This window comes from Pseudomonas sp. FA-1, assembly GCF_056856075.1.
Genome location: NZ_JBWXTH010000010.1, coordinates 69,567 through 86,777, shown reverse-complemented (window position 1 = coordinate 86,777; position 17,211 = coordinate 69,567). Strand labels below are relative to the sequence as shown.

10 protein-coding genes and 2 tRNA genes are annotated in these 17,211 nt (G+C 64.3%); 6 read left to right on the top strand and 6 right to left on the bottom strand.

Annotated features, from left to right (window positions below; all coding sequences use genetic code 11):
* Positions 1–306: 306 nt before the first annotated feature.
* The 3 genes from AC1MHZ_RS18070 to AC1MHZ_RS18060 form a co-directional block, all read right to left on the bottom strand.
* Complete coding sequence (locus tag AC1MHZ_RS18070) at positions 307–4,071, bottom strand: bifunctional nitrate reductase/sulfite reductase flavoprotein subunit alpha (RefSeq protein ID WP_482966744.1); 3,765 nt, start codon at positions 4,069–4,071, stop codon at positions 307–309.
* 373 nt (positions 4,072–4,444) lie between these two features.
* Positions 4,445–4,521: transfer RNA gene (locus AC1MHZ_RS18065), tRNA-Asp, on the bottom strand.
* 16 nt (positions 4,522–4,537) lie between these two features.
* Positions 4,538–4,613 (bottom strand) — tRNA-Val (locus tag AC1MHZ_RS18060).
* A gap of 206 nt (positions 4,614–4,819) precedes the next feature.
* Between AC1MHZ_RS18060 and rdgC the strand changes: the two genes are divergently transcribed.
* Both rdgC and sugE read left to right on the top strand, forming a co-directional pair.
* On the top strand, positions 4,820–5,740 hold the full coding sequence (gene rdgC, locus AC1MHZ_RS18055; RefSeq protein WP_084858652.1) for a recombination-associated protein RdgC: 921 nt from the start codon (positions 4,820–4,822) through the stop codon (positions 5,738–5,740).
* Positions 5,741–6,019: 279 nt separating this feature from the next.
* A complete protein-coding gene (gene sugE, locus AC1MHZ_RS18050) occupies positions 6,020–6,337 on the top strand; it encodes a quaternary ammonium compound efflux SMR transporter SugE (protein ID WP_084858651.1) in 318 nt (105 codons plus the stop codon).
* 18 nt (positions 6,338–6,355) lie between these two features.
* Here sugE and AC1MHZ_RS18045 read toward each other — a convergent pair whose 3' ends face one another.
* Positions 6,356–8,230 (bottom strand): MFS transporter, encoded by a 1,875-nt coding sequence (locus AC1MHZ_RS18045; protein ID WP_084858650.1) that lies wholly within the window; start codon positions 8,228–8,230, stop codon positions 6,356–6,358.
* A 210-nt stretch (positions 8,231–8,440) separates the two neighbouring features.
* Here AC1MHZ_RS18045 and AC1MHZ_RS18040 point away from each other — a divergent pair, with 210 nt between their 5' ends.
* Both AC1MHZ_RS18040 and AC1MHZ_RS18035 read left to right on the top strand, forming a co-directional pair.
* Complete coding sequence (locus AC1MHZ_RS18040; RefSeq protein WP_084858649.1) at positions 8,441–9,619, top strand: MFS transporter; 1,179 nt, start codon at positions 8,441–8,443, stop codon at positions 9,617–9,619.
* A 162-nt stretch (positions 9,620–9,781) separates the two neighbouring features.
* Positions 9,782–13,258 carry a hybrid sensor histidine kinase/response regulator gene (locus tag AC1MHZ_RS18035; protein WP_084858648.1) on the top strand — a complete coding sequence of 1,159 codons (3,477 nt, stop codon included), beginning with the start codon at positions 9,782–9,784 and terminating at the stop codon, positions 13,256–13,258.
* On the opposite strand, the gene AC1MHZ_RS18030 is transcribed toward AC1MHZ_RS18035, so the two are convergent.
* A complete protein-coding gene (locus AC1MHZ_RS18030) occupies positions 13,230–14,615 on the bottom strand; it encodes a DNA recombination protein RmuC (protein WP_172403061.1) in 1,386 nt (461 codons plus the stop codon). The genes AC1MHZ_RS18035 and AC1MHZ_RS18030 overlap by 29 nt on opposite strands.
* A 248-nt stretch (positions 14,616–14,863) precedes the next feature.
* Positions 14,864–15,277 (bottom strand): tetratricopeptide repeat protein, encoded by a 414-nt coding sequence (locus AC1MHZ_RS18025; protein WP_084858646.1) that lies wholly within the window; start codon positions 15,275–15,277, stop codon positions 14,864–14,866.
* A gap of 943 nt (positions 15,278–16,220) precedes the next feature.
* On the opposite strand from AC1MHZ_RS18025, the gene AC1MHZ_RS18020 reads away from it, so the two are divergent.
* Both AC1MHZ_RS18020 and AC1MHZ_RS18015 read left to right on the top strand, forming a co-directional pair.
* Positions 16,221–16,445, top strand: coding sequence for a hypothetical protein (locus AC1MHZ_RS18020; protein WP_084858645.1), 225 nt, complete (start codon positions 16,221–16,223; stop codon positions 16,443–16,445).
* Between the two features lie 249 nt (positions 16,446–16,694).
* On the top strand, positions 16,695–17,177 hold the full coding sequence (locus AC1MHZ_RS18015; protein ID WP_084858644.1) for a hypothetical protein: 483 nt from the start codon (positions 16,695–16,697) through the stop codon (positions 17,175–17,177).
* Positions 17,178–17,211 lie beyond the last annotated feature (34 nt).

Here is a 17,211-nt window from a genome sequence, read left to right as displayed (position 1 = left end):
GCCTGGAGCCGAAGCTCCAGGCGCCTTTGCCTGTTCTCATCAGTAGTGGGCCCGGGCTGGTCGCCGTTGATCAGCAGGGCAGGTTGTAAGGGTTCAGAAGCAGGGAGTGTGCCAACTCACCATTAGGCGTTGCCCCCTTTCTGTAAGAGCGGGCTTGTCCCGCGATCAAGGGCGAAGCCCTTGCCAGACGACGGTGATATCGGGGCCGGCCTAATCGCGGGACAAGCCCGCTCCTACAAGGATCACGCCAGTTCTCAGGGGTACGCAAAGCTCCAATCCAGTGCACGCCTGCTCATCCTGGGGCACTCAGTACACATCGCGCCGGTAGCGCCCGGCCTTGTTCAAGGCGTCCACGTACCCCTGAGCGGCCTCGCTCCCCATACCGCCGTGCTCGGCGATGACCTGGTGCAAGGCGGCCTCGACATCCTTGGCCATGCGCAGGGCGTCGCCGCACACGTAGAAGTAGGCGCCCTCCTCCAACCAGCGCCACAGCTGCGCCCCCTGCTCCAGCATGCGCTGCTGGACATAGACCTTGCGCGCCTGGTCGCGGGAGAACGCCGTGCTCAGTTGCAGGTGGCCGCTGGCCTGCCAGGCCAGCAACTGGTCGCGGTAATAGAAATCGCAGGCTTCGTGCTGTTCGCCGAAGAACAGCCAGTTGCGCCCACTCGCCCCCCGCGCCTGGCGCTCTTCGAGAAATGCCCGGAACGGCGCGATGCCCGTGCCGGGGCCGACCATGATCAACGGCGTACAGTCGTCGTCGGGCAAGCGGAAATGGGTCGTCACCTGGGGAAAGATCGCCACCTCGTACCCCTCGGCGCGGTCGGCGAGGAAGGTCGAGCACACGCCCTTGCGCGTGCCGTAGCGCACCGTGGAGACGGTCAGGTGAACCTGGCCGGGATGCACGGTGGGGCTCGAGCTGATCGAGTACAACCGAGGCTGCAAGGGCCTGAGCAGGTCCAGCCACTGTGCCAGTGACAATGCCTGCGGGAACTCGCGCAACACATCGGCCAGTTGCCGCCCCCACAGCCAGCTTCTCAGATCGGCCTTGCGTTCGGGCAGCAGCATGCCACGTAGGTCGCTGCTCGCCTGGCTGAAGACCTCCAGCTGGCGGGACGTGACCCGGGTGATGTCCAGGTGCCGCTCCAAGGCTACGGCCAAGGGCATGGAGGCGTTGCCCTTGAGCTCGACCGAGGCCTGGCCGTCCAGCTTCATCAAGCCGAGCAACTCCTTAACCAGCGTCGGGCAGTTGCGAGGCCAGACACCCAGGGCATCGCCGGCTTGGTAGGCGAAGCCACTGTCGCCCAGTTCGAATACCAGCTGGCGGGTTTCCTTGCTGGCGCCCGGGCCATTGAGCAGGCGATTTTCCACCAGCTTGGCCGGCAATGGACGCTGTTTGTCGAACACGTCGCTGGAAACACTGCCGCGCAATACCGCCGCCGGGGCCGCGCCCAACGCCGGCAGCAGCGCCTCGAGCCAGGCGGTGAAGGCGTCGTCGAAGTCAGGTTCGCAATCGACCCGGGGCAATAACCGATGGGCACCCAACGCGGCCAGACGCGCATCGAGCTTGCGGCCAAAGCCGCAGAACTGGTCGTAGCTCGAATCACCCAAGGCCAGCACCGCATAAGGCAGCTCGGCGCAGTGGCTGCCCTCCTCCCCTAGCAACGCCTGCCAGAAGCCAGCCCCGCTGGCGGGGGCTTCGCCGTCGCCGAAGGTGCTGGCGATCAGCATCACGCTGGCAGCACCTTGCAACTGGCGCGGGCTGACCGCTTCCATGCAGCTTACCTCCACGGCCAACCCCGCCTCGCGCAGGCATTGGCCACAGCGCTCGGCCAGGGCCTGGCCGTTGCCGGTCTGCGAGGCCCAGAGCACGCGGTGGAGAGGAGCACCGGACGGTGTTCCGACAGCGGTCGCCGGGTTCAGCTCGAACACATCGATACGCGCCCCACCGACCCGCTCCACGGCCACGGCGCACTGTTTATAAGCCGGTTGCAACGAAGTCGGGTCGACAGCGTCGCAGGTCAGCGCGTTGATCGCCAACTGCTCACCATACACATCGTTCCAGTGGAACGGGGCGAAGCAGCTGCCCACCTGCACCCGGTCGCTGACCCGCGCCGGCAGCACGGCCTGGCCGCGACGGGAACGGATGGCCACCTGGTCGCGCTCGACGATCCCCAGGCGTGCCGCGTCTGCGGGGTGCAGCTCGACGAAGGGGCCCGGGTCGAGCTTGTTCAGGCTGGGAACCTTGCCGGTCTTGGTCAGGGTATGCCACTGGTGCTGCACACGCCCGGTATTGAGCACCAGCGGAAAGTCGCTATCGGGCTGCTCGGCGGGCGGCAGCCAGGGGCGTGCCAAAAAGCGAGCCTTGCCGCTAGGGGTGGGGAAGACCACTACAGGCCGTGCGGCGGCGGCGCTGGCGTCGACGTAGCGTAACGGGCTGCGGTCATCGGCGCGGCCCGGGGCACAGGGCCATTGGCGCGGGCGCTGGCGCAGCTCGCAGTAGCCAATGCCGCGCAGGTCGTAGCCGGTTCGGGGATTCCAGAAGCGGCGGATCTCATCGAATACGGCTTCGGCGTCGGGGTAGTCGAAGCCTTGCGCATATCCCATGGCACAGGCGATGCGCGCAATGATTTGCCAGTCCGGCAGGCTCTGGCCGGGCGGCTCGACCGCCTTGGGCATCAGCGTCAGGTTGCGCTCACTGTTGACCATCACCCCCTCGCCTTCGGCCCAAAGGGCGGCAGGTAACAGGATGTCGGCGTAGCGGTTGGTCTCGGTATCGAGGAACGCATCCTGGGTGATCACCAACTCCGCCCGGCCCAGGCCGTCGATGACCTGCTGGCGGTTGGCGACGCTGGCCACCGGGTTGCTGCAGATGATCCAGCAGGCCTTTATCCGGCCGGCTTTCATCTGTTCGAACAAGGCCACGGTGCCTGCCTCGCTCTCGTTGCGCAGGCTGCCCGGGGCGAGCCCCCAGTGCTGTTCGACGAAGGCCCGGTCAGCGGCGACCTGAACCGAACGCTGGCCGGGCAACCCGGATCCCATGTAACCCATTTCGCGCCCGCCCATGGCATTGGGTTGGCCGGTCAACGAGAACGGGCCGCTGCCCAGGCGGCAAATGGCGCCGGTGGCCAGGTGCAGGTTGCACAGGGCATTGCTGTGCCAGGTGCCGTGGATGCTCTGGTTCAGGCCCATGGTCCAGCAGCTCATCCAGTTGCCGGCTCGGCCGATCCAGTCCGCGGCCTGGTGAATGTCGGCCTCGGCGAGGCCGGTAATGGCAGCGACCCGCTGCGGGGTGTAAGCCTCGAGGAAAGCGGGCATCGCCTCCCAGCCTTCGGTGTGACGGGCGATGAAGTCGGCGTCGGTATGGCCATTGCGGTGCAACAGGTGCAGCAGGCCGTTGAGCAGGGCCAGGTCGGTACCCGGGCGCACCTGCAGGAACAGGTCGGCCTTATCGGCGGTGGCACTGCGCCGGGGGTCGACGACGATCAGCCTGGCGCCGGCCTTGAGCCGGTCGAGCAGGCGCAGGAAGAGGATCGGATGGCAATCGGCCATGTTCGCGCCGATCACCAGGAACACCTCGGCGTGCTCGAAATCCTGGTAGCTGCCCGGTGGCCCGTCGGCGCCCAGGGACTGCTTGTAGCCGCTGCTGGCGCTGGCCATGCACAGGCGCGAATTGGACTCGATGTGCCGGGTGCGGATGAAGCCCTTGGCCAGCTTGTTGGCCAGGTACTGCGCCTCCAGCGACATCTGCCCGGACACATAGAGCGCCACCGCGTCCGGGCCGTGGGTGTCGATGATCCCACGCAGACGGTCGGCGGCCTGTTCGATGGCGCTGTCCAGAGTGCCCTGCATGGGCTCATGACCGCGCTGCCGGCGCATGAACGCGTGGGTCATGCGCCCGGCGGCGGTCAGTGGCAGATGAGCGGTCAGGCCCTTGGTGCAGAGGCGACCGAAGTTGCTCGGGTGCTGCTTGTCACCGCTGACCTTGGTGACCTTGCCGTCCGTCACGGTCATGACGATGCCGCACCCTACCCCGCAATACGGGCACACACTGCGCACTTCGCTGCTGCTCATCGGTCGATCTCCTGGCCGCATGAACGAAAAAAGGCGCCGGCCGCCCCGCCCTGCAGAAGCAGGAGGAGCAGCACGGCGCCTTTGTCGTGGGGGCCATCGGCATTGATGGCCTGGATGCAAGAGCATCAGCAAGTACTGGGCCAACTGCAGACATCGGCCCCCCCACAGGGACTTCAGTGTCCTTGAGGAACAGAAACAGTATGGGAGCGAACTTGCCCCGAGATTGGGCCGGCACAGAAATGGCACTGAACCATTGGGTTCGCACCAATCGGTGGCACTGACGACCTCAATAAGCAGCAGAAACAAAAAAAGCGACCCTAGGGTCGCTTTTTTTGTGCTTCCGGGTGTTCAGTGGGCCCTGGAAGCTGGAATATGGCGCAGCGGACGGGACTCGAACCCGCGACCCCCGGCGTGACAGGCCGGTATTCTAACCGACTGAACTACCGCTGCGCTAAACATCGAGAAGTGGTGGGTGATGACGGGATCGAACCGCCGACCCTCTGCTTGTAAGGCAGATGCTCTCCCGGCTGAGCTAATCACCCAACGTCTCGGTGTGGCGCGCATTCTACGGAGGACCTGCCACCCTGGCAAGCACTTTTTAAAAAAAATTTTTCAGGCCTTTCAAAGACCTAGCGCAATAGCGCTTTTCTCCTGAATTAAGTCACTGGTGGCGCTCTGACAGGGTTGGCCTGCGACCACCCCTCGGAGAATAATGCCCGCCTTATGCATTAAGGAGAGATTCCCCCTCATGTGGTTCAAGAACCTGCTGACCTACCGCCTGACCCAGGACGTCCCGTTCGAGCCCGAGGCACTGGAAGCCGCCCTGGCCAGCAAGCCAGCCCGCCCCTGCGCCAGCCAGGAGCTGACCACCTATGGTTTCGTCGCCCCGTTCGGCAAGGGCGAGGATGCTCCCTTGGTGCACGTCAGCGGTGACTTCCTGCTGATCGCCGCGCGCAAGGAGGAACGCATCCTGCCCAGCAGCGTGGTCAACGACGCGGTCAAGGAAAAGGTCGAGGAAATCGAGACCGAGCAGATGCGCAAGGTCTATAAAAAGGAACGCGACCAGATCAAGGACGAGATCATCCAGGCATTCCTGCCCCGCGCCTTCATCCGCCGTTCGATGATCTTCGCCGCCATCGCCCCGCGCCTGGGCTTGATCCTGGTCAACTCGGCCAGCGCCAAGCGTGCCGAGGACCTGCTGTCGACCCTGCGTGAAGTGATGGGCTCGCTGCCGGTGCGCCCGGTCACGGTCAAGACCGCCCCGAGTGCGACCATGACCGACTGGGTCAAGACCCAGGAGCCGGCTGCCGACTTCTTCGTCCTGGATGAATGTGAGCTGCGCGACACCCATGAAGATGGCGGCATCGTGCGCTGCAAGCGCCAGGACCTGGCCAGCGAAGAGATCCAGCTGCACCTGGGCACCGGCAAGGTGGTCACCCAGCTGGCCCTGGCCTGGCAGGACAAACTGTCGTTCGTGCTGGATGACAAGACGGTGATCAAGCGCCTGAAGTTCGAAGAGCTGCTGCAGGAGCAGGCCGAGCAGGACGGCGGCGAGGAAGCCCAGCAGCAGTTCGACGCCAGCTTTACCCTGATGATGATGACCTTCACCGAGTTCCTGCCGGCGCTGTTCGAGGCGCTGGGGGGCGAGGAGATTCCGCAGGGGGTCTGAGATACCGATCGCCTCACCGGCCCTATCGCGGGACAAGTCGGACCGCCGCACCGCCGCTCCCACAGGTATTCCGCTCTACCAAAATGGAAAGAGGCCCTGTGGGAGCGGCGGTGCGGCGGTCCGACTTGCCCCGCGATTGCGTGGGCCCGGATAACGCCTACACGCTTGCCGACTCACAGCAAAATGTGCAGTATAGTGCGCACTGTGAGGACGGCCTCACGACGCAACGCGTGACCATTCCGGGGACGGCCCCATCCTTAGCAACGATGGAGACTCATCATGTCCTGGATCATCCTGTTCTTCGCCGGCCTGTTCGAAGTGGGCTGGGCCGTAGGCCTCAAGTACACCGACGGTTTCACCCGCCCCCTGCCCACTGCCTTGACCGTCGCCGCCATGGCCGTGAGCCTGGGCCTGCTGGGCCTGGCCATGAAGGAACTGCCACTGGGTACCGCCTACGCGGTCTGGACTGGCGTCGGCGCCGTGGGCACAGTGATCGCCGGGATCATCCTGTTCGGCGAATCGATGGCGTTCATGCGCCTGGCCAGCGTCGCACTGATCGTGGCCGGCCTGGTCGGCCTGAAGGTCAGCACCAGCTGACCTTTCTTCCTTCCCTTCTCAACGCACGTCGCCGCGCAGGGCACAGACTTTCTCGCGCAGCGCCTCGGGCTGCGCCGCGTCCACCGGAACGGCGGCGCCAGCCACCAGGGTCACCCGTGACCACAGACGCTTGAAGAACCCCTTGTTCGGGTCGCGACTGAAGAAACTGCCCCAAAGCCCCTGCAACGCCAGCGGAATCACCGGTACCGGGGTTTCCTGCAGGATGCGGCTCACCCCACCCTTGAACACATCGATTTCTCCATCGGCACTGAGCTTGCCCTCGGGGAAGATGCACACCAGCTCGCCATCGGCCAGGTACTGGGCGATACGGGCGAAAGCGCGTTCGTAGGTGGCTTCGTCCTCGCCACGCCCGGCGATGGGGATGGCCCCGGCGGTGCGGAAGACGAAGTTGAGCACCGGCAGGTTGTAGATCTTGTAGTACATGACGAAGCGTATCGGCCGGCGAATGGCACCACCGATCAGCAGCGCATCGACGAACGACACGTGGTTGCACACCAGCAACGCCGCGCCTTGGTCAGGGATACGCTCGAGGTCCCGGTGCTCCACGCGGTACATGGAATGGCTGAGCAGCCAGATCATGAAACGCATGGTGAACTCGGGCACGATGCGGAAGATGTAGGCGTTGACCGCGATGTTGAGCAGCGACACCACCAGGAACAGCTGCGGAATGCTCAGTTCGGCCAGGCTCAACAGGACGATGGTGGCGATGGCCGAAACCACCATGAACAAGGCATTGAGGATGTTGTTGGCCGCGATCACCCGGGCCCGCTGGTCTTCAGGGGTGCGCGCCTGGATCAAGGCATACAGCGGCACGATGTAGAAGCCGCCGAACACGCCCAGGCCGACGATCGACAGCAGGATCCACCAGGCCTGGCCCATCCCCAGCAGCGCCAGCCAGTCATGGGGCACGGCGCCCACCGGCACATCGCCGGAGTGCCACCACCAGAGCAGGCCGAACAGCGTCAGGCCGAAGGAGCCGAACGGCACCAGGCCGATTTCCACCTTGCGCCCGCTCAGGCGTTCGCACAACAGCGAACCCAGGGCGATGCCCACCGAGAACAGGGTCAGCACCAGGGTCACCACGGTTTCGTCGCCGTGCAGCCAGTCTTTGGCATAGGCTGGGATCTGGGTCAGGTAGATGGCGCCGACGAACCAGAACCAGGAGTTGCCGACGATCGAGCGGGACACCGCCGGGGTCTGCCCAAGGCCCAGGCGCAGGGTGGCCCAGGATTGTTTGAGGATGTTCCAGTCCAGTGTCATCTGCGGCGCGGCCGCGGCAGCGCGAGGGATCCAGCGGCTGGCCAGGTAGCCGACTACCGCGGTCGCCACCACACCGGTAGCGACCACCGTGGCGTAGTGCGTGGAGGACATCATCACCCCGGCACCGATGGTCCCGGCCAGGATCGCCAGGAAGGTGCCCATCTCCACCAGGCCATTGCCGCCCACCAGTTCCTCCTCTTGCAACGCCTGGGGCAGGATCGAGTACTTCACCGGGCCGAACAGCGCCGAGTGGGTGCCCATGGCGAACAAAGCCAGCAGCATCAGCGGCAGGTGGCCGGTGACGAAGCCCGTGGCGCCGATGGCCATGATGACGATCTCGGCCAGCTTGATCACCCGGATCAGCGCATCCTTGGCGAACTTTTCGCCGAACTGCCCAGCCAGCGCCGAGAACAGGAAGAACGGCAGGATGAACAACAGCGCACAGAGGTTGACCCAGATCGAGCGGTCGCCTTCCAGGCTCAGCTTGTAGAGGATCGCCAGGATCAGCGACTGCTTGAACAGGTTATCGTTGAAGGCGCCCAGCGACTGGGTGATGAAGAACGGCAAGAAGCGCCGCTTGCCGAGCAGGGTGAATTGCGAGGGGTGGCTCATCGTCCGTGTACCTGGTTGGGCGTTTTCAATTGGAGGCACGCACAGCGCGCAAAGCCACAAATCTGCATGGGAATGGGCCTGGCTGGCAACCCGTAACTGTTTCGCCATGAGGCAGCCCCGCGTCCATGGGTGCTTAAGGGATACCACGACATTATTCACGCACGCTCCTATGCTTGGACTCCGGCACCACCCCGACCACAAGGATGTCCGATGCTCGCCGCCCTCAAACGCTACCCCCGCTCCGTGCGCCTGCTGCTGGCGACCGCGGCCGTCCTGACCTTCGCCCGGGCAATCACCCTGCCCTATCTGGTGGTGTACATGGCAGATACCTTCCAATTGGCGGTCGGCCCCATCGGCCTGCTGGTCGGCAGCGCCGTGATCCTCGCCTCTGTGCTGAGCTTGTACGGCGGCCACCTGGTCGATACCGTGCGCAACCATACCCTGTTGCTAGGCGCCATCTCGGTATTCGCCCTGGCCTTCGTCGGAGCGATCGCCAGCCGCTCGGCCGCGCTGTTCTTCTTCTGCCTGGTGGTGATCAACCTGGCCCTGGCGGTGGTCGACATCGCCGTGAAGTCGGGCTTCTGCGCCTTGCTGCCGGTGGCCGAGCGTGCCGAGGTGTTCGCCATCAAATACACCTTGAACAATATCGCCTACGCGGTCGGCCCCCTGCTTGGGGTGGCCCTGTTCGAACAAGGTGCCTACCTGCCCTTCCTGGTTTCCGCACTGATCGGCCTGGGCATGGGTGGGCTCTATCACGGCTTGGGCGACCGGCGCCTGCAGGTCGGTGAGAACGCCCAGCACAACGCCGGGTTCACCGAGGTCGCCCTGCGTCTGGTAAGTGATCGTCGGTTGATCTGCTTCACCGTGGGCGGGATGCTGAGCGCCGTGGTGTTCGGCCAGTTCGGCGCCTACCTGTCCCAGTACCTGGTGGTGACCACCAACGCCAAGGAGGCGGCGCGGCTGGTGGGCTACCTGATCACCACCAACGCCGTCACGGTGATCGGGCTCCAGTACCTGATCGGCCGACGCATCGACCGCCAACGCCTGATGCCTTGGCTGCTGGCCGGCATGGCGCTGTTCATCCTCGGCTTGCTGGGGTTTTCCATGGCCGGCTCCGCCCTGGCCTGGTGCCTGGCGATGGTGGTGTTCACCCTCGGCGAGATCATCGTGATCCCAGCCGAATACATGTTCATCGACCTGATCGCGCCGGAGCATCTGCGGGGTGTCTATTATGGCGCGCAGAACCTGTCCAACCTGGGGGCGGGATTGGGGCCGGCGATCGTCGGCTTTGCCTTGGGGCAGTGGGTGCCGGCGGCGACCTTCTACCTGCTGGTGATGTCGGTGATACTGGCGGGGGTGTTCTATTGGCTGGGCACACGCAGGCCTTGAGATTGCCGGTGCGGGCCTGCCGCGGCGGGCTTGACCCGCGATCGGGCCGATACGGGCGTGCGACGTCCTGCCACTGCGACCATTGTCGGCGCTGACGAACCTCAGTGGCCGTGCCAGACTGATTGATCGGGACCGCGTTTTCTTTTTTGCTCCGGAGTTTGCATGTCGTTGTCCAGCGGGCTGATCGCCGTGGTCGCCCTGGTCTATATGGCCATCATGTTCGCCATCGCCTTCTACGGCGACCGCCGCAGCACGCCGCTGCCGCCGCGTCTGCGCGCGTGGGTCTACAGCCTGTCGCTGGCCGTGTACTGCACCAGCTGGACCTTCTTCGGCGCGGTCGGCCAGGCCGCCGAACAGCTGTGGGCCTTCCTGCCGATCTACCTGGGGCCGGTGCTGTTGCTGGTCTTCGCACCCTGGGTGGTGCAGAAGATGGTGCTGATCAGCAAGCAAGAGAACATCACCTCGATCGCTGACTTCATCGCCGCCCGCTATGGCAAGTCGCAATCCCTGGCGGTGGTGGTGGCGCTGATCTGCCTGGTCGGGGTTTTGCCGTACATCGCCTTGCAGCTCAAGGGCATCGTGCTGGGCGTCAACCTGCTGATCGGCGCCAACGCCGACGCCACAGGCACCCGGGTGCAGGACACCGCGCTGGTCGTCTCGCTGGTGCTGGCCCTGTTCGCCATCGTCTTCGGCACCCGCAGCCTGGACGTCACCGAGCACCACCGTGGCATGGTCCTGGCCATCGCCTTCGAATCATTGGTCAAGCTACTGGCATTTCTCGCCGTGGGCGCCTTCGTGGTGTTCAATCTGTACGATGGCTTCGACGACCTGTTCAATCAGGCGCGCCACTCGGTGCACCTGGAAAGCTACTGGCAGGAGACGGTCAACTGGCCGTCGATGGTGGTGCAGACCGCCGTGGCGATGATGGCGATCATCTGCCTGCCGCGCCAGTTCCACGTGACTGTGGTAGAGAACATCGAACCCCAGGACATGCGCCTGGCACGCTGGGTATTCCCGCTGTACCTGGCGCTGGCCGCCCTGTTCGTGGTACCGATCGCCCTGGCCGGGCAGATGCTGTTGCCCGGCACGGTGATCTCCGACTCCTTCGTGATCAGCCTGCCCCTGGCCGAGGCCCACCCGAGCCTGGCGTTGCTGGCCTTCATCGGCGGCGCCTCAGCAGCCACCGGTATGGTCATCGTCGAGGCGGTGGCGCTGTCGACCATGGTCTCCAACGACATGCTGCTGCCCTGGCTGCTGCGGCGCAACAACGCCGAGCGCCCGTTCGAGGCGTTCCGTCACTGGATGCTTTCGGTACGACGGGTGACCATCGTGGTCATCCTGCTGCTCGCCTATGTCAGCTATCGCCTGCTTGGCTCCACCGCGAGCCTGGCGACCATCGGCCAGATCGCCTTCGCCGCCGTCACCCAGCTGACCCCGGCGATGCTCGGCGCGCTCTACTGGAAGCAGGCCAACCGCCGCGGCGTGTTCGCGGGCCTGGCAGCGGGGATCTTCCTGTGGTTCTACACCCTGGTGCTGCCCATTGCTGCCCGTAGCCTTGGCTGGTCGTTGCAACTGTTCCCGGGGCTGGCCTGGCTGCATGGCAACCCGCTGGACCTGCCCATCACGCCGCTGACCCAAGGGGTGGTGCTGTCGCTGGCGGGCAACTTCATCCTCTTCGCCTGGGTCTCGATCCTTTCTCGCACGCGGGTATCGGAGCACTGGCAGGCCGGCCGCTTCATCGGCCAGCAGAGCAGCGCCCGGCCCAGCAGCCGCTCGCTGCTGGCCGTGCAGATCGACGACCTGCTCAAGCTGGCCGCGCGCTTCGTCGGTGAAGAGCGCGCTCGGCAGAGCTTCATCCGCTTCGCCTATCGCCAGGGCAAGGGCTTCAACCCCAACCAGAACGCCGACGGCGACTGGATCGAACACACCGAGCGCCTGCTCGCCGGCGTGCTCGGCACCTCCTCGACCCGCGCGGTGGTCAAGGCAGCCATCGAAGGCCGCGAAATGCAGCTCGAAGACGTGGTGCGCATCGCCGACGAAGCCAGCGAGGTGCTGCAGTTCAACCGTGCCTTGCTGCAGGGGGCCATCGAGAACATCAACCAGGGTATCAGCGTGGTGGACCAGAACCTGCACCTGGTGGCCTGGAACCGTCGTTACCTGGAGCTGTTCAACTACCCCGACGGGCTGATCAGCGTCGGCCGACCGATCGCCGACATCATCCGCTACAACGCCGAACGTGGCCTGTGCGGCCCCGGTGAAGCCCAAGTCCATGTGGCCCGGCGCCTGCACTGGATGCGCCAAGGCCGCGCGCACACCTCCGAACGCCTGTTCCCCAATGGCCGGGTCATCGAGCTGATCGGCAACCCCATGCCCGGTGGAGGGTTCGTCATGAGCTTCACCGACATCACCCCGTTCCGCGAGGCCGAACAGGCACTCAAGGATGCCAATGAGGGGCTGGAACAGCGGGTCGCCGAGCGCACCCACGAGTTGTCCCAGCTCAACCAGGCGCTGTCGGAGGCCAAGAGCCAAGCCGAGGCCGTCAGCCAATCCAAGACCCGCTTCCTGGCTGCGGTCAGCCATGATCTGATGCAGCCGCTCAATGCCGCGCGGCTGTTCTCCGCCGCACTGGCGCAGCAGGACGAGGGCATGACCGACGAGGCCCGACAACTGGTGCAGCATATGGACAGTTCGCTGCGCTCCGCCGAGGAGCTGATCAGCGATCTGCTGGATATCTCGCGCCTGGAGAACGGCAAGGTCACTCCCGACCCGAAGCCGTTCGCCCTCAACGAGCTGTTCGATACCCTGGGCACCGAGTTCAGGGTGCTGGCCGCGGAAAAGGGACTGGAATTCCGCCTGCGCGGCAGCCGGTTGCGGGTCGACAGCGACATGAAGCTGCTACGCCGGGTGCTGCAGAACTTCCTGACCAACGCCCTGCGCTATGGCAAGAGCCCGATCCTGCTGGGCGCACGTCGCCAGGGCGAGCGCCTGTGGCTGGAGGTGTGGGACCGCGGCCCGGGCATCGCCGACGACAAGCTGCAGGTGATCTTCCAGGAGTTCAAGCGCCTGGACAGCCACCAAACCCGTGCCGAGAAAGGCCTGGGCCTGGGCCTGGCCATCGCCGACGGCCTGTGCCGGGTGCTCGGCCACCCGCTGGAGGTGCGGTCCTGGCCCGGCAAGGGCAGCGTGTTTCGCGTCAGCGTGCCGATCGCCCGCAGCGCCGTCGCCCCGGCCAAGGCGCCGGTGGAACAGGCCAGCCAACCACTGGCCGGGCTGCAGGTGCTGTGCGTCGACAACGAAGACAGCATTCTTGTGGGCATGAACAGCCTGCTCGGCCGCTGGGGCTGCCGGGTCTGGACCGCGCGCAACCGCGAGGAATGCGAGGCGCTGCTGGGCAAGGGCATGCGCCCGCACCTGGCGCTGGTGGACTACCACCTGGACGACGGCGAGACCGGTACGGGCCTGATGGCCTGGCTACGTACCCGCCTGGGCGAGCCGGTGCCTGGCGTGGTGATCAGTGCCGACGGGCGCAACGAGACCATCGCGCTGGTCCATGCCGCCGGCCTCGACTACCTGGCAAAACCCGTCAAGCCGGCGGCCCTGCGGGCTCTGCTCAATCGCCATCTGAGCCTGGTTCAGTAAGCGCTTCGTCGGCCATCACCCCATCGGCAAGGGCCCGCTCGAGCAAGTCGCCCGGCAGGCTCTTGCTGGCCCGGGCACCCAGCAGCTTGAGCTGCTCGCTGCGGCTGACCAGGTTGCCGCGCCCTTCGCAGAGCTTGTTGCGCGCTGCGGCATAGGCCTTGTCCACCTGCTGCAGGCGGCTGCCCAGTTCGTCCAGGTCCTGGATGAACAGCACGAACTTGTCGTACAGCCACCCGGCGCGCTCGGCGATTTCCCGGGCGTTCTGGCTTTGGCGCTCCTGCTTCCACAGGCTGTCGATGACCCGCAAGGTGGCCAGCAAGGTAGTGGGGCTGACGATCACGATCTGCCGGTCGAAGGCCTCCTGGAACAGGTTCGGCTCGGCCTGCAGGGCGGCGGAGAACGCCGCTTCGATAGGCACGAAGAGCAGAACGAAATCCAGGCTGTGCAGGCCATCGAGGCGGTTGTAATCCTTGCTGGACAGGCCTTTGACATGGCTGCGCAGCGACTGCACGTGCTGCTTGAGGGCCGCCTGGGCGCTCTCGGTGTTGGGGTCGCCGACAAATTGCTGGTAGGCGGTCAGGCTGACCTTGGCATCGACCACCACCTGCTTGTCGCCTGGCAGCATGATCAGTACGTCGGGCTGGTAGCGCTCGCCGTCGGCGCTCTTGAGGCTGACCTGGGTCTGGTACTCGCGGCCCTTTTCCAAGCCCGCATGCTCCAGCACCCGCTCCAGAATCAGCTCGCCCCAGTTGCCCTGGGTCTTCTGGCCCTTGAGTGCCTGGGTCAGGTTGGTGGCCTCGTCGGACAGGCGCAGGTTCAACTGCTGCAGGCGCTCGAGCTCCTTGCCCAGGGAGAAGCGTTCGCGGGCTTCCTGTTGGTAGCTTTCCTCCACGCGCTTTTCGAAGGCCTGGATGCGCTCCTTGAGCGGGTCGAGCAACTGGCCCAGGTGCTGCTGGCTGGTCTGGGCGAAGCGCTGTTCGCGTTCATCGAAGATCTTGGTGGCCATCTCGGCGAACTGGGCACGCAAGGTGTCGCGGGCTTGCTGCAGGTCTTCGAGGCGTTGCTGGTGGCTTTCCTGCTGTTCGCGCAGCTCGGCTTCCAGGCGGGCAGCCTGGGCTTCCAGGCGGCGCAGTTCGGCCTCGCGGTTGGCCCGCTCCAGCTGCCAGGCGTGGGCGGCATCGCGAGCGTTGTCGCGGTCGATCTGCAACAGTTCCAGTTCGCGGGCCTGGGCCGCCAGGGTGGTCTGCTTGACCACATTGGCTTCGCTCAGGTCGCTGATTTCGTCGCGGCTGGCGTCCAGCTGCGCCTGCAGGCCTTCCTGGGCGAGCTGGGCACTGCCAAGGCGCTCTTCGAGCAGCGCCAGTTCCGATTGCCGGGCAGACAGGCGCCGCTGCAGTTGCACGGCCCAGCCCAGGCAAGGGATGGCTGCGGCCACGAGGCCCAGCAGGATACTGGCAAGATCCACTGCCATAGCGACTCCGATCGGTGTTCGATAATGCTGTGCAGCTTATCAGGTGAGGGGCTTGGGTGATGTGTTGTTGGAGATCGAGCGCCGCCCGCGCGACGCGCGATCTCACAGGCACCGCAGCCGCTGCGACAACCGCGTCAGCTCAGCTGTTTGAGCAACCGCCGCGCTTCCTGCGAGCCCTGCCCCGCCGCCAGTTCCAGCCAGTAACGGGCCTGATCCGGCTCACTGTGCTGGCACAACCGCGCAAACTCCAGCTGGGCACGACGGTCGCCCGACCGTGCAGCCTGGCGCAGCAGTTCATGGCCGATGCGCCGGTCACGGGCATTGCCACAATCGCGGCATAGCATCTGCCCCAAGCGACTCTGGGCCACCACCACGCCCTGACGCGCGGGCTGCTTGAGCAGGCGGCCGGCCAGGTGCTTGACGCTGGGCTTGTCGCCCAGGCGCGGGCTGTCGAGCAGCCAAAGGGCCACCTTCAGGGAAAAGCGCTTGGAGGAAGACACGGGCGAATGTGCAGTGGGGCTTGCGAGGGGTTTACCGCGAAACTTCATGAGCAACAGCGAAGGCAATTCGAAAGGCGCGCACTCTACTGCATTTTTTTGCTCATAGCCCGGCCAAATCCTAAAGATGTAAAAAAATTTCGATGATCTTTTCTTGACGTTTTCGCTCGATGGACCTCTTGCCGACCCCGGATGGCTGATCGTCGGACAATTCAAAAACCGCTGGCACGCCCGTCCTAGAGCAAGCGCTCGGGACAATCCACAGAAGCTGTGGATAACTCAGTGGACAACCGCCTCGACACGTCTTCAAACCCCGATGGAATGGGGCTTTCGGTCAAACTGACGATTTTTTCACCAGTAAAAATTAGTGTTTTTTTTCATTGACTTAAGGATTCAGTCAAGGCATTGGCGAGCTCGCTGCCGCACGTTGCCAAACCGTTACAAGTCACACTCGTCGTGTGTACAAGTACGCCAGGGACATCCAGTTGGATAGGAAAAGCGCAAGATCGTCGAACCCGACCGCAGAACCGCCCCACTTCACAGCACGGCGAATAAAGGCCATACTGCTCGGCTCGCCTGACAAAAACCTAAATTGCTTGCCAGGCAGTATTCTTTCCTGTAGGGTGCGCATCGTTAGTACCCAGCTGAAAGTCAATTCTGGCCAATATGTCCTTGCAATGCGTCTCGCCCCACACGAGCCATTGCTGAAACCAGGACCGGCCCCTTCGATGATTCACTCGGCAGCAAACCTGCCCCAGCGCGAATCACGCGACAGATTGATCGGGATCTTCACCCAGAGGCATTGAACCTTTGCCCTGGCGTGCCTGCCCGCCTTCTGAAGTACCTACCAGTCAGCCCAGCGCCCACATTTGCTTGCGCCTCATCTGGCTGCCCTGTTCCAGTCAGGTTCTTCGTCCCTTAATAAAGGCGTCACTGGAACGTTTCTAAAATGCACGGATCGAAATCCGTGTTTAAAGCAGGAACATCCAACAATATGAATACTCATCATCAGATCCAAGCCGCTATCGGCACCTTGTCCCAGGCCTTCGCGCCGTTGAAATGCGTTATCGTCGCCCCCCGTAAGGGCAACTTCAGCTTCACCCTGGTCGACGAACATGGCATCGCCTGCCACACCGAACGCCTGTACCCGGAACAATACAGCCGCGTCGCCCCGCTGCAGGCTGTCATCGAACGGACCCGCCAGTCGCTGGCCGCGTGAGCGGCCTATTCCGGCGCATTCAGGCGCACGATAGCCCCTTCCCTTCGCTTCCTGATCGTTCTTGGCGTAATTGCTTCAAGGCATATGCGCCAGGGCGACGGGCAGCAATCGATTTAAAAACAGCCCTTTACACCACGATTATCACACTACACTTCAACTCGAGCGGTGCGAGCCGCTTCCGGCGGGCCTGATCAATTCACCAGCTGCCAAGCTCCAGTGCCCGTCGGCCCTTAACTGATCGAGGGCACCATGGGTATCGCGGCTAAAGAGTTGTGTCAGTATGTGATCCGTCCGACCCTGATCTACCTGGGCCGTCACAGCCAAAGCGCCGAGGCCTTGCTGCTGGGCGTTGCAGCCAGCCAATCGGCGTTGGGTTCAGCGCTGCACGACCGACGGGGTCATGGTCTCTATCTAATAGGCGAAACCCGTCACCAGGCGCTCTGGGACGACTTCCTGGCACGCGACCCGGACCTTGCCAGCCTGGTCCGCGGCCTGGCCAGCCAACACGCCTTTCTGCGCGGGCCGCACCTGGAGCTCGCGGTCAACCTGCGTTATTCCACAGCTATCGCCTGGATGCTCATCGAAGAGCAGGCCATGCCATTACCTGCGCCGAACGACCTGTTGGGCCTGGCGCGGGTCTGGCGACAGATCTTCCACCCTCAAGGGCGCCTGCGGGATTTCACCCAAGCCTGGCATTTGTGTGTGGATCCGATTTTATCCCAGGCATCTTAAGACGCGTCTTACAAATAACCGGAAAAAAGGGAAT

What these genes read in the sequence shown, in the direction of transcription:
- AC1MHZ_RS18070 (WP_482966744.1), bottom strand. Translation starts at nt 4,071, where the DNA reads ATGAGCAGCAGCGAAGTGCGCAGTGTGTGCCCGTATTGCGGGGTAGGG.
- rdgC (WP_084858652.1), top strand. Translation starts at nt 4,820, where the DNA reads ATGTGGTTCAAGAACCTGCTGACCTACCGCCTGACCCAGGACGTCCCG.
- sugE (WP_084858651.1), top strand. Translation starts at nt 6,020, where the DNA reads ATGTCCTGGATCATCCTGTTCTTCGCCGGCCTGTTCGAAGTGGGCTGG.
- AC1MHZ_RS18045 (WP_084858650.1), bottom strand. Translation starts at nt 8,230, where the DNA reads ATGAGCCACCCCTCGCAATTCACCCTGCTCGGCAAGCGGCGCTTCTTG.
- AC1MHZ_RS18040 (WP_084858649.1), top strand. Translation starts at nt 8,441, where the DNA reads ATGCTCGCCGCCCTCAAACGCTACCCCCGCTCCGTGCGCCTGCTGCTG.
- AC1MHZ_RS18035 (WP_084858648.1), top strand. Translation starts at nt 9,782, where the DNA reads ATGTCGTTGTCCAGCGGGCTGATCGCCGTGGTCGCCCTGGTCTATATG.
- AC1MHZ_RS18025 (WP_084858646.1), bottom strand. Translation starts at nt 15,277, where the DNA reads ATGAAGTTTCGCGGTAAACCCCTCGCAAGCCCCACTGCACATTCGCCC.
- AC1MHZ_RS18020 (WP_084858645.1), top strand. Translation starts at nt 16,221, where the DNA reads ATGAATACTCATCATCAGATCCAAGCCGCTATCGGCACCTTGTCCCAG.
- AC1MHZ_RS18015 (WP_084858644.1), top strand. Translation starts at nt 16,695, where the DNA reads ATGGGTATCGCGGCTAAAGAGTTGTGTCAGTATGTGATCCGTCCGACC.